This is a genomic window from Solilutibacter silvestris (assembly GCF_050574925.1).
GTDB lineage: Bacteria > Pseudomonadota > Gammaproteobacteria > Xanthomonadales > Xanthomonadaceae > Solilutibacter > Solilutibacter silvestris_A.
In genome coordinates this window covers 790,593-808,927 of record NZ_JBCMOO010000002.1, presented here as the reverse complement: position 1 = coordinate 808,927, position 18,335 = coordinate 790,593, and the positions used below count along the sequence as shown (strand labels likewise).

Below are 18,335 nucleotides of genomic sequence, written 5' to 3'. Positions count from 1 at the left end.
TTCAAATCTCGTCGGCGCGGAATGCGGAGGCGATCCAGCGCAGGGTGGGGGAGGCGGGATCGCCGTGGGCGTCAATCACGTCGAAGCGGCAACTGCGGTCGCGATGTTCGGGATGGCGTTGCAGCCACGCTTCGGCGGCGCGCACCAGCCGCCGGCGTTTCTTCCAGTCGACCGAATCCGCGCCAGTGCCGAACGCGCCGGGCGTGCGGTAACGCACCTCGACGAACACCAGCATCTCGCCGTCGCGCATCACCCGATCGATCTCGCCGACGCGGAAGTTGGCGTTGCGTTCGATCAGCATCAGTCCGTGCGAACACAGCAGCGCTTCGGCCGCCGTTTCGACCTGATTGCCGATCTCCCGGCGATTGCCGCGATCAGCGTTCGGCAAGCGGAACCGGCTGACCCTGGCGGAACACCGACCAGCCCGGCATGCGCACGACATTGCCATCGTGGTCGATGCGCAGGTCGCCGGTCGCGCCACGCACGCCGCCTTCGCGGCCGCCGTTGAGGTGTTCCGGATAGGCGGTGATCAGCCACGCGTCGTAGCCGAACGCGAACAGCTTGGAGGCCGCGCCGCGCGCGGTCGGCGACAATGCCGCAAGGCTGCTCGCCGACGGCGCCAACGCAGTCTTGCGCACGTTCCAGGCTTCGGTCGGGAACACGATGTTGTCGAGCGCGCTGTCGTCGCCCTTGCCGATGCCGAGCTGGATCTGCGAACTGGCGAAACGACGCGCATTCGCCACCGGCGATGCCGCGAGCTTCGGCGCCAACGCTTCGATCTGGTCGCCCTTGAGCGCGAGGAACACGCCATCGGCGCCGCCCAGCGACTGCGCCGCCTTCTGCAACTCTTCGCCGACAGCATCGCCGTTCGTGACTGCCGGCGCAGCCTTGCCGCCGTGTCCGTTGAAGTAGGTGATGAACGCAGTCGCGGCGCGCTTCTGGATCGCATCGCCGCCGCTGATCACCACCGCCTTGTGGATGCCCGACGACAACTGCGCCTGCGCGATCGCTTCCGCTTCGTCTTCCGGCGACAAGGCGAAACTCAGGCTGCCGGCCGGCGTCTTCGCATCGGACTGGTTCAGCGCCAGCACCGGCACCTTAAGTCCGTCCTTGGTGAACAGTTCGGTGACGCCTTCGCGTCCGAGCGGCCCGACTACGTAGTCGGCGCCATCGGCGACGGCCTTGGCATACGCCGCATTGGCGCCGATCGACGAATCGTAGAAATGGACTTCCGGTCGACGACGACGTTCGTTGTAGTAACCCGCCATGAAGCCATCACGCACCGGCGTGGCGGCGACCGCCAAGCCGCCGCTCAGCGGCAGCAATACGCCGACCTTCAGCGGGGGGCGATAGCCATCGGCATCGCCCGGCGGGCGGCGGCTGACATCGACGTGGCCATATGCGACCGGAACCGCCGAGGCGGCTGGCGCGATCGGTGCCTTGCTGGTGCTGGTGGTCGCGCAGGCCGCGAGCGCGGCGACCAGCGGCAGGATCACTCCAAACTTGGCGAAGGCAGTGCGCATGGAGATGACTTCCGGTGCAATGGGCTGGCTTCGATTCTACCTGCCGCGCGCGTGAGAGGTTGCGATGCGGATAATGGCCGGATGAACACGCCCGCACCCGGAACACTGCACGTCGTCGCCACGCCGATCGGCAACCTGGGGGATTTCACCCCGCGCGCGGTGGAGGTGCTGAAGCAGGTCGCGGCGATCTGCGCCGAGGACACCCGGCGCACGCGCCCATTGCTGCAGCAGTTCGGCATCAGTACGCCGCTGATCGCGCTGCACGACCACAACGAAGCCGAGGCCAGCGCGAGCCTGGTGCGACGGATGCTCGCCGGCGATTCGCTGGCGCTGGTGTCGGATGCGGGCACGCCGCTGGTCAGCGACCCCGGTTATCGGCTGGTGCATGCCGCGCGCACGGCGGGCATCCGCGTCAGCCCGGTGCCGGGTGCCGCGGCATTGATCGCCGCGCTGAGCGTGGCCGGATTGCCCAGCGATCGTTTCGTCTTCGAAGGCTTCCTGTCGGCCAAGGCGTCGACGCGACGCGAACGCCTGCAGGCGCTTGCAGCAGAGTCGCGCACGCTGATCTTCTACGAATCCTCGCATCGCATCCTCGAATTCCTCGGCGATGCCCGTGATGCTTTCGGTGCGCAGCGACGCGCGGTGGTGGCGCGCGAACTCACGAAACTGTTCGAGACCGTGCTCGATGGCGACCTCGACGCGCTGGTGCAGCGCGTGCAGGCCGATCCCGACCAGCAGAAGGGCGAATTCGTGGTGCTGGTGGAAGGCGCAGGCGACGACGGCGATGCGCGGCTGGTCAGCGGACGCCGCATCTACGCGAAATTGAGCGAACACCTCCCTCCTTCGGCCGCGGCCAAGCTTGCGGCCGAACTCAGTGGCGCACCGCGCAAGTCGCTGTACGGCGGCGAGGCGGGTTAGTCGCGGCTCCGGCGGGTTATTTCACCGGTGCCATCAGGTGTTGATACGGCGTTCCCGCCCACATGACGTAGGGCTGTGTCGTATCAGGATCCGCGGACTTCGGGTACGAATCGTAGAAGCTGGCGTCGGCGCCAACGATCATGATGTGCGGACCGGTCTTGACCCAATGATTGCTGGCCGTCGGTTTGGCGGCGTACGGATCGGTGTTGCTCGCATCCGTGCCCCCCGAGAGCATGTACATGAGTCCGACCTTGCCCGCGGGCGGATCCTTGTGCTCCATCCAGGCATTGACCCAAAGCATGGCGTTTGCGTCGAAGCACATCGGGTCGGGCCCGGGGGTTTCCGGGTTGTCCGGCATGCAGGTGAAGCTGTTGGTGCCCTTGCGCAAGGTGCGCATCTTGCCGTTGGCGTCCATTGCGATGATCGTGGCGCCACTGGTGACCTTGGCTGGTCCCGCACGCATCGCGCTGGCGATCAGGGCGGCGTCGCCGGGCATTTTCGATTTGTTCTTCCTGGCGGCTTCGGAGGCATCGGCAGTGAACGCCGAGGCGAGGGCAGCGGAGAGGGTGCAGATCGCCAGGAGTTGGCTCGTACGTAGTGCCGTCATGGCAGCTTTCTCCTTGTTGTGATGACGCGGGGGATGCGTCGGCGCCGATGCTTCTCCTGTCCCCAAAGCCTGTCAACTCATGCACTGTGTGCAACTTTTGGGGGTCATTCGACCGCGTCGCGGTAGAATGACCATGCGGAGTCGGCCAGGCAGTCGCGGCACTGGAAACAGTGCCGAGGAAAGTCCGGGCTCCACAGGGCACGATGCCAGGTAACGCCTGGGCGGCGCGAGTCGACGGAAAGTGCAACAGAAAGATACCGCCGGCGCGTTCTCCGGAATGCGTCGGTAAGGGTGAAATGGTGCGGTAAGAGCGCACCGCGAGCCGGGCAACCGGCCGGCACGGCAAACCCCATCGGGAGCAAGACCAAATAGGGAACCATTGGCGCGGCCCGCGTTGGTTCCGGGTAGGTTGCTTGAGCCGTCCAGCGATGGGCGGTCTAGAGGAATGACTGTCCACGACAGAACCCGGCTTAAAGGCCGGCTCCGCACTTTTCTTTCGCCCCTTCCATTTTCGCTGGAGACGGGGTATCGCCCGGAAATTGCTGCAAAGCAACATGAATGGGTTAGCGCTGTTTCCACCCCGATCGACCGGATTGGGCTGGGCGGCCCAGACTGAACAATCTCAAAATTTGAGACGAAACAGTCGCTTGTGGATAAATCTTGAACAATTCTCTGAAAAGCTTCGCAAGTCATTGACCTGCTTGACGAAATTCCCCCAAAACGATTGTTGACATCCCTGAAATCGACTCCTAAGGTGGGCTCTTGTGGGATCACCGGGAAATTGGTGGTTCTTTGTGGAACCAATGCGACCCGACGTGGGGCGCAGCCCGAGGGCAGAGATGTTTCAAGGCGAGACCGCCATCACCGTGGACGACAAGGGCCGGGTAGCCATTCCCGCAGCCCATCGTGACGCCGTGTCGGCCTGCGGCAACCGCCTGGTCATCACCTACAACCCCTTCGAGTCCGGCTGCCTCTTCCTCTATCCGCAGGACGTGTGGGAGAAGGTGCGCGACCAGGTCAACGCCTTGCCGGGATCGCTCAGCGCGCATCGCCGCCTGCAGCGCAACCTGGTGGGTTCGGCCATGCCGGTCGAGCTCGACGCCAACGGCCGCATCTCCATTCCGTCCAGCCATCGCAGTGCCGTCGGCATCGAGAAGAAGGCGGTGCTGCTGGGCATGGGCGACAAGTTCGAGTTGTGGAGCGAGCAGGCGCATCACGCGCAGATCCGTCAATCGATCAGCGATGGCGATCTGAGCACGCAGATGCTCGAGTTGAAGTTGTGACGGGCGGCGCGGCGGCTGCGTCCGCCACGCAGTCCCACATTCCCGTTTTGTATTCGCAAGTGATGGAAGCACTGCAGGTGACAGGGGACGGAACCTATTTCGATGGCACGTTCGGTCGTGGCGGCCACGCCCGTGGCGTGCTCGACATGCTGGGCGCTGGAGGACGGCTGCTGGTGATGGACAAGGATCCCGAAGCGATCGCGGAGGCCACTCGACTGGCTGCCGCCGACGCGCGGGTATCGCTCCGCCAGGGCTCCTTCGCCGAATTGGCGCATTGGGATGCAACCGCCGCCGGCCTCGATGGCGTGCTGCTCGATCTCGGCGTGTCGTCGCCGCAGCTGGACGTCGCCGAACGCGGTTTCAGCTTCGGCAAGGACGGTCCGCTCGACATGCGCATGGACACCGGCAGCGGCGAGAGCGCCGCGCAGTGGCTGGCGCGCGCCGACGAGCGCGAGATCGCCGACGTGTTGTGGACCTTCGGCGAAGAACGCATGTCGCGCCGGATCGCCCGCGCCATCGTCGAGCGCCGCGCGACTGCACCGCTCACCCGCACCGCCGAACTGGCGGAGCTGGTTGCGCGCGTGGTGCCGCGCGGCAAGGACACCAGCCATCCGGCGACACGTACCTTCCAGGCGATCCGCATCCACATCAACAGCGAACTGGCCGATGTCGAGGCCGGGCTCGCCGCCGCCCACGACCGCCTCAAGCCCGGTGGTCGCCTGGCGGTGATCAGCTTCCATTCGCTGGAAGACCGCATCGTCAAGCAATTCATCGCCCGCCACGCCAAGGCGCCACCGGCCAATCGCCGCCTGCCGCAGGTCGAAACGTTCACGCCGACCCTGCGCGCGCTGGGATCGGCCATCCGTGCCGACGCACAGGAGCTCGCCGTCAATCCGCGCTCGCGCAGCGCGGTGCTGCGCGTGGCCGAGAAGCTGGAGGTGGCGGCATGAGCGGCTGGGCGTTGTTCGCGCTGCTGCTGGCCGCGAATGTCGTGAGCGGCATTGCCGTTGCCTACGACCGTTTTGAGCATCGCCAGCTGTTTTCCAAACTCAACAAGCTGGAACGCGCGCGCGACGAACTCGACCTGCAGTTCAGCCAGTTGCAGCTGGAACAGGCGACCTGGGCCGAGCCGACGCTGATCGACAAGGCCGCGCGCGAACACCTGCGCATGGACAATCCGCGTCCGGAAGACACCGTGGTGGTGCGCGAATGAACCTGCGCGATGCCATCCGCGGCCTGATCGATCGCGAGCGCAGCACGCGCATCGGGCGTTCGCGCTACGACATCCGCGGCCGCGTGCTGATGGTCTGCGGCGGCCTCGGCCTGTGCAGCGTGGCGCTGATCGCGTTCGCGGTCGATCGCCAGCTGGTGCACACCGACTTCTACCAGAAGCAGGGCAACGTCCGCTTCCAGCGCGATGTCGAGATCCCGACCACGCGCGGCATGATCACCGATCGCAACGGCGAGCCGCTGGCGGTGTCGACGCCGGTGATGTCGCTGTGGGCGAATCCGCAGGAACTGGCCGGCGACGAAGAAGAGATCGGCAAGCTGGCGCAGGCGCTGGGCATGCCGTCCGACGAGCTGGCGCGCAACTTGTCGCAGAAGGCCGACAAGGAATTCCTGTGGCTGCGCCGACGGATGAACCCGGCGGTGGTGCAGCGCGTGCTCGACCTCAAGATTCCCGGCGTGTATGGCGTGCGCGAGTTCAAGCGCTTCTACCCGCAGGGTGATGCCGTCGCCCACGTGCTCGGTTTCACCAACGTCGACGACCACGGCCAGGAAGGCATCGAGCTCGCCTTCGACGAATGGTTGCGCGGCAAACCCGGCGAGAAGCGCATCCTGCGCAACCGCCAGGGCGAAACCGTCGAGAATGTCGACCTGCTCAAGCCGGCGCAGCCGGGCAAGGATCTCGCGCTCAGCATCGATCGCCGCATCCAGTACCTCGCTTATCGCGACCTGCAGCAGGCGGTGACGAACGCCGGCGCCAGCAGTGGTTCGGCGGTGGTGATGGACATCCATACCGGTGAAGTGCTGGCGATGGCCAACGTGCCGTCGTACAACCCCAACAACATCAACGGTACCAATCGCGACACCCATCGCAACCGCGCCGTCACCGACCTGCTCGAACCCGGTTCGACGATGAAGCCGCTGACCGTGGCCGCCGCGCTCGAGGCGCACGTCATCACCACGAACACGATCTTCAACACCAACCCGGGCCGCATTCCCAACGGCAATTACTGGACCACCGACACGCACAACCATGGCGTGCTCGATACCACCGGCGTGATCACCAAGAGCTCGAACGTCGGTGCGGCGCTGATCGCGCGTCGCCTGAGCAACGAACAGTTCTACGATTTCATCCGCCGCTTCGGCTACGGCCAGAGCACGCACAGCGGTTTCCCCGGCGAATCGGTCGGCCTGTTCCCGGCGCCGCCGCGCTGGTACGGCACCACCAAGCAGTCGATGTCCTACGGCTACAACCTGTCGGTGACGCCGCTGCAGATCGCCCATGCGTATTCGACCCTGGCCAATGGCGGCGTCGCCACCGTGCCGTCGTTCGTGAAGGGCGGCAGCGGCGAGACCAAGCAGGTGATCACGGCCGAACTCGCGCACACCATCATGAAGATGATGCAGACGGTGACCGAACCCGGTGGCACCGCGACGCAGGCCGCGATCCTCGGTTATCACGTCGCCGGCAAGACCGGTACCGCGCGCATCGCCAGCAATGGCGGCTATGCCGCGCAGAAGTACCTGGCGTTCTTCGCCGGCGTGGTGCCGGTGGACAATCCGCGTTTTGCAATGGTGGTCGTGGTCAACAACCCCGACATCTCCAAGGGCTATTACGGCGGCGTGGTGTCCGGCCCGATCTTCCGCAACGTGATGGAAGGCGCGCTGCGCCTGCAGGACGTGCCGCCGGACGACATCAACACCTGGATCGCCGCGCAGGCGCCGGGTCACAAGAAGAAGCCGGTCGTGACGGACGATGACGCCGCGACGCCGGAACAGATGCGGGAGTCGCTGCAATGAAGCGTCGCCTCGCCGAACTGTTGCCGGACATCGCCGGCATTCCCGCCGACCTCGAGGTGACCGGTTTCGCCTCGGACAGCCGTGCCGTGCAGGCGGGGCAGGCGTTCATCGCCATCCTGCCGACCAGCAACGACGTCAGCCGCCATGGCCTGCGCCATGTCGATGAAGCACTGGCGCGCGGCGCGGTGGCCGTGCTCTATGACCCGCCGGCGCCGAGCGACGTCGTCGTTCCCGCGAACGCGATCGCGGTTCCGAAGTTGCGCGCGCGCATGGGCGATTTCGCCAACGCCATCCACGGCGATGTCACCGCGACGATGGATGTCGTCGGCGTCACCGGCACCAGCGGCAAGACTTCGACCACGCAGTTGATCGCGCAGGCTTGGACCAGGCTGGGCGTGACCTGCGGCACCATCGGCACGCTCGGGGCGGGCCTCTACGGCCAGGAACAGGCGACCGGTTTCACCACGCCGCTGGTGCTGGAAACGCACGAACTGTTCGTCGAGCTGCGCGCCGCTGGTGCGACCGCGGTGGTGATGGAGGTCAGCTCGCACGCGCTGGAGCAGGGCCGCGTCGACGGCGTGCGCTTCGACATCGGCGTGTTCACCAATCTCACCCGCGATCACCTCGACTACCACGGCGACATGGCCAGCTACGGTGCGGCCAAGGCGCGACTGTTCCAGCGTCCGGAACTGAAGGTCGGCGTGATCAACATCGACGACGCCTTCGGCCGCGAGCTGGCGGCGAAGCTGCCGGCGCACGTGCGCGCGATCACCACCTCGGCCCACGGCGACGCTGCCGCCGACATCGCTGCAGAAGCGCTGGCGCTCGATGCACGCGGCATCGCCTTCGACCTGCGCATCGGCGATCGCCGCCAGCGCATCCAGTCGCCTTTGCTTGGCCGCTTCAATGCCGACAACCTGCTGGCGGTCGCCGGCGTGTTGCATGCCCAAGGTCGCGATTTCGACGCGATCGCCGGGTTGCTGCCGCAGCTGCGTCCGGTCGCGGGCCGCATGAATCGCCTTGGCGGTGATGGCCGCCTGCCGCTGGTGGTGGTCGATTATTCGCACAAGCCCGATCCGCTGGAACAGGCGCTGGATTCGCTGCATGCGCACCTCAAGGGCCGCATGGTCTGCGTGTTCGGCTGCGGCGGCGAACGCGATCGCGGCAAGCGTCCGCAAATGGCGCGCATCGCCGAGGACAAGGCCGGGCTGGTCGTCGTCACGGATGACAATCCGCGCAACGAGGACGGCGACACCATCGTCCACGACATCGTCGTCGGTTTCCTGCATCCGGAGAAGGTGGTCGTCGAACGCGACCGTCGCCGCGCCATCGATCTCGCCATCGGCGAATCCGGCCCCGACGACATCGTGCTGATCGCCGGCAAGGGCCACGAAACCTATCAGGAAGTGAAGGGCATCAAGCATCCCTTCGACGACCTCGCTGTTGCGCGCGCCGCGCTGGAGGTCCACCCGTGAAGGCGCAGGCGTTGAACGACATCGCACGCATGACCGGAGGCCGGGTGATCGGCAATGGCGACGTGCGCGTCGATGCCGTCTCCAGCGACAGCCGCGCGCTGCCCAATGCGCAAGGTCGTGCCGTTTTGTTCGTCGCGTTGAAGGGGCCGGCCTTCGATGGCCACGATCATGTCGCCGGTGCCGCCGCCAAGGGCGCGGTCGCGGCGCTGGTCTCGCATGAGGTCGGTGGCGTCGCGATCCCGCAGATCGTCGTTGCCGATACCCAGCTCGCGCTGGCGGCATGGGCCGGCGCGGTGCAGCGCACGCGGGCGACCAGGGTCGCCGCGATCACCGGCAGCAACGGCAAGACCAGCGTCAAGGCGCTGCTGACCGCGATCCTGAAAGCGCATGGCCCGGCGTATTCCACGCCCGGCAATCGCAACAACGAGATCGGCCTGCCGCTGGCGGTGCTCGACGCGCCCGACGACGTGCCGTTCGCGGTCTACGAGATGGGTGCCGGCCAGCCCGGCGACATCGAATACCTCACCCGCATCGTCCAGCCGAACACCTCGGTGGTGAACAACATCGCGCCGGCGCATCTCGAGCGCATGGGCAGCCTGCTCGGCGTTGCCGACACCAAGGCCGCGATCTACGACGCGCTGCCGTCCGATGGCGTCGCCGTGATCAATGCCGACGATGCCTTCGCGCCGTACTTCGCCCGACGCGCGCATGGTCGTCGCCTGTTGCGTTACGGCATCGATGCCAGCGCCGACGTCACCGCGCGCGACATCCGCGCGAACGCGGACGGATCGCGCTTCCATCTGGTCACGCCGCAGGGCGAAGCCGACATCCAGCTCGCATTGCCCGGTCGCCACAATGTCGCCAACGCGCTGGCGGCGACGTCGCTGGCGCTGGGCCTGGGTATTCCGTTCGACACCATCGTGCGCGGACTTGCGGCGGCGACATCGGTCGATGGCCGTCTCGCCACCCATGTGCTGGCCAATGGCGCGGTGCTGGTCGACGACAGCTACAACGCCAATCCCGGTTCCACCGCCGCGGCGATCCAGACCTTGGCGACATCGCCGGAGCAGGAACGCTGGCTGGTGCTCGGCGACATGCGCGAACTCGGCCACGATGCCGCCGCATTGCATGCCGAAGCCGGTCGCCAGGCCAAGGCCGCAGGATTGCAACGCCTGTACGTGCTCGGCGCCTTGAGCGCCGAAGCCGCCCACACATTCGGTGACGGTGCCCGCGTGTTCGACAGCCATGACGCATTGATCGCCGCACTGGCCGGTGAATTGCACGCCGGCGTGCGCGTGCTGGTGAAGGGTTCGCGTGGCAGCGCGATGGATCGGGTGGTGCGTGCTTTGACGACGGGGGAGCGCCATGCTGCTTGAATTGTTCCGCTGGCTCGGGCAGTTCCAGATCCATTTCGGACTGTTCAACTACCTCACCTTCCGCGCGATCATGGCGGCGCTGACCTCACTCGGCCTGTCGCTGTGGTGGGGCCCGCGCGTGATCCGCTATCTCGCCTCGCTCAAGAGCGGCGGCCAGCCGATCCGCACCGACGGTCCGCAATCACATTTCTCCAAGGCCGGCACGCCGACGATGGGTGGCCTGCTGATCCTGCTGGTGGTGATCGCGGCCGTGCTGTTGCTGGCCGACCTCCGCAACAAGTACGTGTGGATCGTGCTGTTCTCGATGGTGGCCTACGGCGCCATCGGCTGGTGGGACGACTGGATCAAGATCGTCAAGCGCGATCCCAACGGCATGAAGTCGCGCTGGAAGTACCTGCTGCAGTCGATCTTCGGACTCGGTATCGGCATCTACCTGTGGGCTTTCGCCGACGTGCCGGCCGCAACCACGTTCTACGTGCCGTTGTTCAAGTCGATCGCGCTGCCGCTGGCCGGCATCGGTTTCATCACGATCGCCTACCTGTGGGTGGTCGGTTTCTCTAATGCGGTGAACCTGACCGATGGCCTCGATGGCCTCGCGATCATGCCCTCGGTGATGGTCGCCTGCGGCCTCGGCGTGTTCGCATACGCATCGGGCAACGCCGAATTCTCCAAGTACCTGGCGATTCCCGCGGTGCCGGGCGCAGGCGAATTGTTGATCATCTGCTCGGCGATCGCCGGCGCCGGTCTCGGCTTCCTGTGGTTCAACACCTATCCGGCGATGGTCTTCATGGGTGACGTCGGCGCGCTCGCGCTCGGCGCGGTGCTCGGCACGATCGCGGTGATCGTCCGCCAGGAACTGGTGCTGGTGATCATGGGCGGCATCTTCGTCATCGAAACGCTGTCGGTGATGATCCAGGTGGCATCGTTCAAGCTCACCGGCAAGCGCGTGTTCCGGATGGCGCCGATCCACCACCACTTCGAACTGAAGGGCTGGCCGGAACCGCGCGTGATCGTCCGCTTCTGGATCATCACCGTGGTGTTGGTGCTGGTCGGCCTCGCGACGTTGAAGGTGCGCTGATGGCGACGATCGCATCCCGCATCCAGCAAGCGACCCGCGCCGATGCCATCACCGGGCGCTACGACGCGTGGCTGCTGATCGGCGGCCTCGCGATGCTGGCGTTCGGCACCGTGATGGTCGCTTCGGCCTCGTTCCCGGAAGCAGTGAGCAACGGCAAGTCGCCGTTCTATTTCCTCGAACACCACGTCGTGTTCCTCATCGGCGGCATGTTGCTGGCGTGGGGACTGATGCGCACCGAACTCAAGGACATCGAGTCCTGGAGCAAGCTGCTGCCGCTGGTGTGCATCGCGTTGCTGCTGGTGGTCGCGGTGCCCGGACTCGGCGTGACGGTGAAGGGCGCGCGGCGCTGGATCAACCTGGGCATCACCCGCTTCCAGCCGGTGGAAGTGGTGAAATTGCTGATGATCGTCTGGCTCGCGAGCTATCTCGTGCGCTTCCGCGACGAAGTGAACGGCACCTGGAAGGCGATGCTCAAGGCGATCCTGGTCGCCTGCGTGATGGGCGCGATCCTGTTGGTGGTGCAGAAGGACTTCGGTTCGACCGCGCTGCTGCTGGCGATCACCGCGGTGATGCTGGTGCTCGGCGGCGTGCACATGCCGCGCATGCTGATCCCGGCGATCCTGGCACTGCCGGCACTGGCCTTGATGATCCTGATGGAGCCCTATCGCATGAAGCGACTGGTCTCCTACCTCAATCCGTGGGAAGACCCGCTGGGCAGCGGTTACCAGCTGACCAACGCGCTGATGGCGATCGGTCGCGGCGAATTCTGGGGCGTCGGCCTCGGCGGTTCGGTGCAGAAGCTGTCCTACCTGCCGGAAGCGCATACCGACTTCATCATGGCGGTGATTTCCGAGGAACTCGGCTTCGTCGGCGTGTGCGCGGTGATCGCGATGTACATGCTGGTGGTCGGCCGTGCCTTCGTGATCGGCTTGAAGTGCGTGGAGATGCGTCGCCACTTCGCCGGCTTCTGCGCGTTCGGCATCGGCACCTGGATCGCGCTGCAGGCCTTCATTTCGATCGGCGTCAACCTCGGCCTGCTGCCGACCAAGGGCCTGACGCTGCCGTTCATTTCCTACGGCGGATCGAGCTTGCTGATCACCTGCGCCGCGCTCGGGCTGCTGCTGCGCGTGTCGTACGAACTGACGCGTGCCGAACGCCAGGTCGCGATCCGTCGCGGCGAAGTCGCGTCCACGCCGCAGGCACCGGAAGTGACCGTGCCGTCGATGAGTTCGGTGCGCACCGCGGCCGACGATGCACGTGCGGCGGTCGCCCATAATCTCGGCAAGCTGCTCCGTCGCGGTCGTCCGTCCGGTGATCAGCAACGTCGCCGCATTGAGCCAAAGCTTGGAAAAGAGCTCGAACTCGACAAGGCGGAGCGCGAATGAGCGGCCAAGGACCCGTGATGATCCTGGCTGGCGGTACCGGCGGCCACATCTTCCCCGGCCTCGCCGTGGCCAAGGTGCTGCGCGACGCAGGCATCGACGTGCGCTGGCTCGGCGCCGACGGTGCGATGGAAACGCGCCTGGTGCCGCAGTACGACATCCCGATGGACACCATCGCGGTGAAGGGCGTGCGCGGCAAGGGTGCGAAGGCGTTGCTCGGTTTGCCGTTGCGCCTGCTGCGCGCGGTATCGGCCGCCCGTGCCGTATTGCGCAAGCACTCGCCGCGCGCGGTGATCAGCTTCGGCGGCTATGCCGCCGGTCCGGGTGGACTCGCCGCGCGCCAGCTCGGCATTCCGTTGATCGTGCACGAACAGAACCGCGCCCCCGGCATGACCAATCGCGTGTTGTCGAAGATGGCGCGCGAAGTGCTGACCGGGTTCCCGGATACGTTCGCGGGCGAGGTCGTGGTCGGCAATCCGGTGCGCGACGTGATCGCGCGCGTGCCGACGCCGGAACAGCGCATCGAAGGGCGCGGCGATCGCGTGCGCCTGCTGGTGCTCGGCGGCAGCCAGGGCGCGCGCGCGTTGAACGAAGCGGTTCCGCGGGCGCTGGCGCAGGCCGGCCAGAAATTCGAAGTGCGCCACCAGTGCGGCGAGAAGCAGGTCGCCGACGCCGAAGCCGCGTATGCACGCGCCGGTGTCGAGGCGACGGTCGAAGCCTTCATCTCCGACATGGCGGCCGCCTATGCCTGGGCCGATGTCGTGGTCTGCCGCGCCGGCGCGTTGACGCTGGCGGAAGTGTGCGCCGTCGGCGTCGCCAGCGTGCTGGTGCCATTCCCTGAAGCCGTCGACGATCACCAGACGCGCAATGCGCAGTACCTGGTCGATCACGATGCCGCGATCCTGCTGCACCAGGACGCGCAGCTGGCCGACAACCTCACAGGTGTGTTGCGCGACCTCGCCGCGAATCCGTCGCGCCGCCTCGCCATGGCGCGTGCCGCACGCACGCTCGCCCGTCCCGATGCCGCGCAGCGTGTCGCCGAAGCCGTCCTGAAGGTGGCCGCATGATCTCCACCATCCACGAGCGCCGGTTGCAGAACGCGGGCGATCTTGCCCAGCAGTTCCGTCGCGTGCATTTCGTCGGTATCGGCGGCGTCGGCATGAGCGGCATTGCCGAAGTGCTGTGCACGCTCGGCTACCAGGTGTCCGGCTCGGACAATGCCGACAACGCATCGACGCGTCGCCTCGTGCAGCTTGGCGCGACGATTCACCGTGGCCACACCGCGTCCAACGTGCTCGGCGCCGACTGCGTGGTGGTGTCTTCCGCGATCAAGGCCGACAACCCCGAATTGATGGAAGCCCGTGCGCAACGGATCCCGGTGGTACCGCGCGCGGAAATGCTGGCCGAATTGATGCGCTTCCGCCGCGGCATCGCGATTGCAGGCACGCACGGCAAGACGACCACGACCTCGCTCGCCGCCAGCGTGCTCGCCGAGGGCGGACTCGATCCCACGTTCGTGATTGGCGGCCAGCTGCTCGCGGCCGGCGCCAATGCCAAGCTCGGCGGTGGCCCGTGGCTCGTCGCGGAAGCCGACGAAAGCGACGGCAGCTTCCTCCGCCTCAATCCGCTGATCGCCGTCATCACCAATATCGACGCCGACCATCTCGAGAACTACGGCGGCGATTTCGCCAACGTGCGTCGCGCCTTCTCGGAATTCCTGCACCGCCTGCCGTTCTACGGACTCGCGGTGCTGTGCATCGACGATGCCGATGTCGCCGCGCTCGCCGCCGACACGCCGCGCCACGTGTTGACCTACGGCTTCCACGAAGACGCCGACGTGCGCGCCTGCAATGTCAGCCAGCAGGGCGCGCGCATGCATTTCGAACTGTGCCTGCCCGACGGCACCTGCACGCCGATCACGCTGGCCTTGCCGGGCCGCCACAACGTGCAGAACTCGCTGGCCGCGGCTTCGATCGGCTGGCAGCTGGGCGTCGATGCCAGGGCGATCGCGCGCGCGCTGGAAGGTTTCGCCGGCATCGGCCGTCGCTTCAACCAGCTGGCGAAACTGACCCTGCCGCAGGGCGGCGAGGTCACCGTGGTCGACGACTACGGCCATCATCCGCGCGAACTCGCCGCGGTGTTTGAAGCCGCGCGTGGCGGCTGGCCGGATCATCGCCTCGTTGTCGCGTTCCAGCCACACCGCTACAGCCGCACCCGCGATCTCTTCGACGATTTCGCCAACGTGCTGGCGAGCACCGATGCATTGCTGCTCACCGAGGTCTATCCGGCCGGTGAAGCGCCGATCGCCGGCGCCGACGGCAAGTCGCTGGCGCGTGCGATCCGCACCCGCGGTCGTGTCGATCCGGTCGTCGTGAACAGCGCCGCCGAATTGTCGGACGTGCTCGCCAACGTGCTGCAGGATGGCGACCTGTTGCTGATGATGGGGGCGGGCGATATCGGCGCCGCCGCGCAGAAGCTGGCGCGCGAAGGCTTCACCTCGCAGGAGGGCGCGCAATGAGCACGATCGTCGTGCCCGCGCTGCGCACCACCGATGCCGCCACGTTCGGTCGCGTCGCCGTGCTGTTCGGCGGCGTCAGCGCCGAGCGCGAAGTCTCGCTCAATTCCGGCGCCAACGTGCTGGAAGCATTGCGCTCGCGCGGCGTCGATGCCCACGGCATCGATGGCATTCCGGCGCTGGTCGAACAGCTTGCAGCGAAGAAGTTCGATCGCGTGTTCAACATCCTGCATGGCGGCGATGGCGAGAACGGCGTGCTGCAGGGCCTGCTGCAATCGTTCGCCGTACCGTACACAGGCCCCGGCGTGCTTGGCAGCGCGCTGACGATGGACAAGATTCGCACCAAGCAGGTGTGGTTGTCGGAGGGCCTGCCGACCGCGCGTTTCGTGCGCCTGCCTGCCGGCGCCGATGTCGCCGCCGCGGTGCGGACGCTGGGCTTCCCGGTCTTCATCAAGCCGTCGGCGGAAGGATCGAGCGTCGGCGTGTTCCGCGTGATGGGCGAAGACGATCTCGCGCCCGCGATCGAATTCGCGAAGACCTACGAACACGAATTGCTGGCCGAACAACTGGTGTCCGGCGGCGAATACACCGTCGGCATCCTCGGCGATCTCGCCCTGCCGTCGGTCAAGATCGTGCCGCCGGGCGAGTGGTACGACTACCACGCCAAATACATTTCCGACGATACCCAGTACATCTGCCCGGGCTTGAGCGGCGATGACGAAGCGGAGATCCGCCGTCTCGCGATGGCCGGCTTCCGCAGCGCCGGTTGCAGCGGCTGGGGCCGCGTCGACGTGATGCGCCACGCCGATGGCCGCTTCGCGCTGATGGAAGTGAACACCGCGCCGGGCATGACCAGCCATTCGCTGGTGCCGAAGGCGGCATCGCAGGTCGGCATCGATTTCGCCGAGCTGTGCTGGCGCATCCTCGAGCAGACATTGGAGGGGCATCCCTTTGGAGGGGCAGCATGAGGAACCTGCTGCGCGTCCTCGCGGGACTGGTGGCGATCGGCGTGATCGTGCTGCCGGTGGTCGCCGTGCTCAACGGTTGGATCGGCACCGAGCGTTTCCCGTTCCGCAAGCTGCACGTCGAAGGCGATCTCAGCGCCGCCGACGCCACGGAACTGCGGCAGACGCTGGCGCCGCTGACCAAGCGCGGCTTCTTCGCCACCGACCTGCACAAGGCGCAGGCTGCGTTGTCGGCGCTGCCGTGGGTCGCGCATGCGGAAGTGCGCAAGCGTTGGCCCGACGAGATCGACGTCAAGATCGAGTCGCAGCGCCCGTTCGCCTATTGGGGCAAGTCGCAGCTGGTGTCCGACAAGGGCCTGCTGTTCCCGCGCCAGGACGGCATGGCGCTGCCCAAGGGCATGCCGCAACTCGATGGCGATCCGCGCAATGTCGCCGACGTGCTGGCGCTCTATGCCAAGTCGCGCGAACTGTTCGCGGCTGCCGGCATCGGCGTGAAGGAACTGACGCAGGATCGCCGCGGGAGCTGGAGCATGGCGCTGTCGGACGGCACGCAGGTGATCGTCGGCCGCAACGATGCCGAGGCGCGCATCGAACGCTTCGCCGGACTGATGTCGCGCCTGGTCGCGCAGCAAGGGCGTCCGCTGCAGCGCGCGGACCTCCGCTACACCAACGGCTTTGCGCTGGTGTGGAGCGGGGCGCCCGCGAATGGCGCCGGCAACGGCAAACCGGATGCCGCCAAGCCCGCGACGCCGACCTCGACCCCATCGACGACACCGGCACCGGCATTGCCCGCGCCGCTGCCAGTACCGATTGCAGCAACCACATTCCGCATTCCGTTCCACGCTCCAATCACGGCGTACCGCATCTCATGAATCGCAAAGGCGACAAGTCGCTCATCGTCGGACTCGACATCGGCACCTCCAAGGTGACGGCGTTGGTTGGCGAATACTCCCCGGGCAATCCGATCGAAGTGATCGGTCTCGGCACCCACGAATCGCGCGGACTCAAGCGCGGCGTGGTGGTCGACATCGAATCGACCGTGCAGTCGATCCAGCGCGCGGTCGAGGAAGCCGAGCTGATGGCCGGCTGCGAGATCCGCTCGGTCTACGCCTCGATCACCGGCAACCACATCCAGTGCCGCAATTCGCCGGGTATCGTCCCGCTGCGCGATAGCGAAGTCACCTACGACGACCTCGATCGCGTACTCGATGCCGCCAAGGCAGTCGCAATCCCCGCCGACCAGCGCATCCTCCACGCCATCCCGCGCGAATACGTGCTCGACGACTCGCAGGAAGGCATCCGCAATCCGGTCGGCATGAGCGGCGTCCGCCTCGAAGTGCATGCCCACCTCGTGGTGTGCGCGCAGTCTGCCGCGACCAACATCGTCAAGTGCGTGCAGCGCTGCGGCCTGCAGGTCGACGAGCTCGAACTGGCATCGCTTGCGTCGGCGACCGCAGTGTTGACCGAAGACGAACGCCAGCTCGGCGTCGCCCTGGTCGACCTCGGCGCCGGCACCACCGACATCGCGGTGTTCGTGCAGGGCGCGATCTCGCACACGGCGTCGCTGCCGATCGCCGGCGACCACGTCACCAGCGACATCGCCCACATGCTGCGCACGCCGACGCCGGAAGCAGAACAGATCAAGGTGCGCTACGCCTGCGCGCTGGCGCAGATGACCACCGCCGAGGAAACCATCCAGGTGCCGAGCGTGGGCGATCGCCCGCCACGCCGCTTGCCGCGACAGACGCTCGCGCACGCGGTGCAGGGTCGCTACGAGGAAATCTTCGAGATGGTGCAGGCGGAACTGCGTCGCTCGGGCTTCGAGGAACTGGTGCGCGCCGGCATGGTGCTGACCGGCGGCGCCGCGAAGATGGAAGGCGTGGTCGAGCTGGCCGAGGAAATGCTGCAGATGCCGGTGCGCATCGGCATTCCCCAGCACGTCACCGGTCTCGGCGAAGTGGTCGGCAATCCGGTGCATGCCACTGGGGTCGGCCTGCTGCTGATGGGTGCGCAACACGAACAGCCGCGACGCTCGCGTCCGCTGCTGTCGGGTGGCGGTCGCGCCGGCGGCTTCCTCAACAAATTGAAGGATTGGTATCGCGGCGAGTTCTGAGGCCGCGACAAGGCAAGTGCGACATCGCAACACGCAACAAGGCAACAGCAACGCAGCAATGCATCACATCGCC

At 66.5% G+C, this 18,335-nt stretch carries 16 protein-coding genes, 1 other RNA gene and 1 pseudogene; 15 read left to right on the top strand and 3 right to left on the bottom strand.

Annotated features, from left to right (window positions below; translation table 11 throughout):
* Position 1: 1 nt before the first annotated feature.
* Both ABE093_RS04245 and ABE093_RS04240 read right to left on the bottom strand, forming a co-directional pair.
* Positions 2 to 388: a YraN family protein gene (locus ABE093_RS04245; RefSeq protein ID WP_430759589.1), complete on the bottom strand. Its 387-nt coding sequence runs from the start codon at positions 386 to 388 to the stop codon at positions 2 to 4.
* On the bottom strand, positions 375 to 1,523 hold the full coding sequence (locus ABE093_RS04240) for a penicillin-binding protein activator (protein ID WP_430759588.1): 1,149 nt from the start codon (positions 1,521 to 1,523) through the stop codon (positions 375 to 377). Before ABE093_RS04240 ends, ABE093_RS04245 begins: the two co-directional genes overlap by 14 nt.
* Before the next feature lie 81 nt (positions 1,524 to 1,604).
* On the opposite strand from ABE093_RS04240, the gene rsmI reads away from it, so the two are divergent.
* Positions 1,605 to 2,441, top strand: coding sequence for a 16S rRNA (cytidine(1402)-2'-O)-methyltransferase (gene rsmI / locus ABE093_RS04235; protein ID WP_430759587.1), 837 nt, complete (start codon positions 1,605 to 1,607; stop codon positions 2,439 to 2,441).
* A 16-nt stretch (positions 2,442 to 2,457) separates the two neighbouring features.
* Here rsmI and ABE093_RS04230 read toward each other — a convergent pair whose 3' ends face one another.
* The gene (locus ABE093_RS04230; RefSeq protein ID WP_430759586.1) at positions 2,458 to 3,048 is read right to left on the bottom strand and encodes a hypothetical protein; all 591 of its coding nucleotides are present in this window, start codon (positions 3,046 to 3,048) and stop codon (positions 2,458 to 2,460) included.
* A gap of 137 nt (positions 3,049 to 3,185) precedes the next feature.
* On the opposite strand from ABE093_RS04230, the gene rnpB reads away from it, so the two are divergent.
* From rnpB to ftsA, 14 genes and pseudogenes are all read left to right on the top strand, one after another.
* An RNA gene (gene rnpB, locus ABE093_RS04225) (RNase P RNA component class A) lies at positions 3,186 to 3,537 on the top strand.
* Between the two features lie 350 nt (positions 3,538 to 3,887).
* Positions 3,888 to 4,331 carry a division/cell wall cluster transcriptional repressor MraZ gene (mraZ, locus tag ABE093_RS04220; RefSeq protein WP_430759585.1) on the top strand — a complete coding sequence of 148 codons (444 nt, stop codon included), beginning with the start codon at positions 3,888 to 3,890 and terminating at the stop codon, positions 4,329 to 4,331.
* Positions 4,328 to 5,281 (top strand): 16S rRNA (cytosine(1402)-N(4))-methyltransferase RsmH, encoded by a 954-nt coding sequence (gene rsmH, locus ABE093_RS04215; RefSeq protein ID WP_430759584.1) that lies wholly within the window; start codon positions 4,328 to 4,330, stop codon positions 5,279 to 5,281. The genes mraZ and rsmH overlap by 4 nt, the downstream gene beginning before the upstream one ends.
* On the top strand, positions 5,278 to 5,544 hold the full coding sequence (gene ftsL, locus ABE093_RS04210) for a cell division protein FtsL (protein ID WP_430759583.1): 267 nt from the start codon (positions 5,278 to 5,280) through the stop codon (positions 5,542 to 5,544). Before rsmH ends, ftsL begins: the two co-directional genes overlap by 4 nt.
* Positions 5,541 to 7,358, top strand: coding sequence for a peptidoglycan D,D-transpeptidase FtsI family protein (locus ABE093_RS04205; protein ID WP_430759582.1), 1,818 nt, complete (start codon positions 5,541 to 5,543; stop codon positions 7,356 to 7,358). The genes ftsL and ABE093_RS04205 overlap by 4 nt, the downstream gene beginning before the upstream one ends.
* Positions 7,355 to 8,833 carry a UDP-N-acetylmuramoyl-L-alanyl-D-glutamate--2,6-diaminopimelate ligase gene (locus ABE093_RS04200; protein ID WP_430759581.1) on the top strand — a complete coding sequence of 493 codons (1,479 nt, stop codon included), beginning with the start codon at positions 7,355 to 7,357 and terminating at the stop codon, positions 8,831 to 8,833. Before ABE093_RS04205 ends, ABE093_RS04200 begins: the two co-directional genes overlap by 4 nt.
* Complete coding sequence (locus tag ABE093_RS04195; protein ID WP_430759580.1) at positions 8,830 to 10,209, top strand: UDP-N-acetylmuramoyl-tripeptide--D-alanyl-D-alanine ligase; 1,380 nt, start codon at positions 8,830 to 8,832, stop codon at positions 10,207 to 10,209. Before ABE093_RS04200 ends, ABE093_RS04195 begins: the two co-directional genes overlap by 4 nt.
* Positions 10,199 to 11,287: a phospho-N-acetylmuramoyl-pentapeptide-transferase gene (gene mraY / locus ABE093_RS04190; RefSeq protein ID WP_430759579.1), complete on the top strand. Its 1,089-nt coding sequence runs from the start codon at positions 10,199 to 10,201 to the stop codon at positions 11,285 to 11,287. The genes ABE093_RS04195 and mraY overlap by 11 nt, the downstream gene beginning before the upstream one ends.
* The gene (gene ftsW / locus ABE093_RS04185; protein ID WP_430759578.1) at positions 11,287 to 12,672 is read left to right on the top strand and encodes a putative lipid II flippase FtsW; all 1,386 of its coding nucleotides are present in this window, start codon (positions 11,287 to 11,289) and stop codon (positions 12,670 to 12,672) included. The genes mraY and ftsW overlap by 1 nt, the downstream gene beginning before the upstream one ends.
* Positions 12,669 to 13,730: pseudogene (murG, locus tag ABE093_RS04180) on the top strand (undecaprenyldiphospho-muramoylpentapeptide beta-N-acetylglucosaminyltransferase); the annotation flags it as partial. The gene ftsW and the pseudogene murG, both read left to right, overlap by 4 nt.
* A 2-nt stretch (positions 13,731 to 13,732) precedes the next feature.
* Complete coding sequence (gene murC / locus ABE093_RS04175) at positions 13,733 to 15,187, top strand: UDP-N-acetylmuramate--L-alanine ligase (protein WP_430759577.1); 1,455 nt, start codon at positions 13,733 to 13,735, stop codon at positions 15,185 to 15,187.
* Positions 15,184 to 16,152, top strand: coding sequence for a D-alanine--D-alanine ligase (locus ABE093_RS04170; RefSeq protein WP_430759576.1), 969 nt, complete (start codon positions 15,184 to 15,186; stop codon positions 16,150 to 16,152). Before murC ends, ABE093_RS04170 begins: the two co-directional genes overlap by 4 nt.
* Positions 16,149 to 17,021 carry a cell division protein FtsQ/DivIB gene (locus tag ABE093_RS04165; protein ID WP_430759575.1) on the top strand — a complete coding sequence of 291 codons (873 nt, stop codon included), beginning with the start codon at positions 16,149 to 16,151 and terminating at the stop codon, positions 17,019 to 17,021. Before ABE093_RS04170 ends, ABE093_RS04165 begins: the two co-directional genes overlap by 4 nt.
* Complete coding sequence (ftsA, locus tag ABE093_RS04160) at positions 17,018 to 18,262, top strand: cell division protein FtsA (protein WP_430759574.1); 1,245 nt, start codon at positions 17,018 to 17,020, stop codon at positions 18,260 to 18,262. The genes ABE093_RS04165 and ftsA overlap by 4 nt, the downstream gene beginning before the upstream one ends.
* The last annotated feature ends 73 nt before the right edge of the window (positions 18,263 to 18,335 follow it).

What these genes read in the sequence shown, in the direction of transcription:
- murC (WP_430759577.1), top strand. Translation starts at nt 13,733, where the DNA reads ATGATCTCCACCATCCACGAGCGCCGGTTGCAGAACGCGGGCGATCTT.
- rsmI (WP_430759587.1), top strand. Translation starts at nt 1,605, where the DNA reads ATGAACACGCCCGCACCCGGAACACTGCACGTCGTCGCCACGCCGATC.
- ABE093_RS04200 (WP_430759581.1), top strand. Translation starts at nt 7,355, where the DNA reads ATGAAGCGTCGCCTCGCCGAACTGTTGCCGGACATCGCCGGCATTCCC.
- mraZ (WP_430759585.1), top strand. Translation starts at nt 3,888, where the DNA reads ATGTTTCAAGGCGAGACCGCCATCACCGTGGACGACAAGGGCCGGGTA.
- ftsA (WP_430759574.1), top strand. Translation starts at nt 17,018, where the DNA reads ATGAATCGCAAAGGCGACAAGTCGCTCATCGTCGGACTCGACATCGGC.
- ABE093_RS04240 (WP_430759588.1), bottom strand. Translation starts at nt 1,523, where the DNA reads ATGCGCACTGCCTTCGCCAAGTTTGGAGTGATCCTGCCGCTGGTCGCC.
- ABE093_RS04165 (WP_430759575.1), top strand. Translation starts at nt 16,149, where the DNA reads ATGAGGAACCTGCTGCGCGTCCTCGCGGGACTGGTGGCGATCGGCGTG.
- ABE093_RS04170 (WP_430759576.1), top strand. Translation starts at nt 15,184, where the DNA reads ATGAGCACGATCGTCGTGCCCGCGCTGCGCACCACCGATGCCGCCACG.
- ABE093_RS04230 (WP_430759586.1), bottom strand. Translation starts at nt 3,048, where the DNA reads ATGACGGCACTACGTACGAGCCAACTCCTGGCGATCTGCACCCTCTCC.
- ftsL (WP_430759583.1), top strand. Translation starts at nt 5,278, where the DNA reads ATGAGCGGCTGGGCGTTGTTCGCGCTGCTGCTGGCCGCGAATGTCGTG.
- ABE093_RS04205 (WP_430759582.1), top strand. Translation starts at nt 5,541, where the DNA reads ATGAACCTGCGCGATGCCATCCGCGGCCTGATCGATCGCGAGCGCAGC.
- ftsW (WP_430759578.1), top strand. Translation starts at nt 11,287, where the DNA reads ATGGCGACGATCGCATCCCGCATCCAGCAAGCGACCCGCGCCGATGCC.
- mraY (WP_430759579.1), top strand. Translation starts at nt 10,199, where the DNA reads ATGCTGCTTGAATTGTTCCGCTGGCTCGGGCAGTTCCAGATCCATTTC.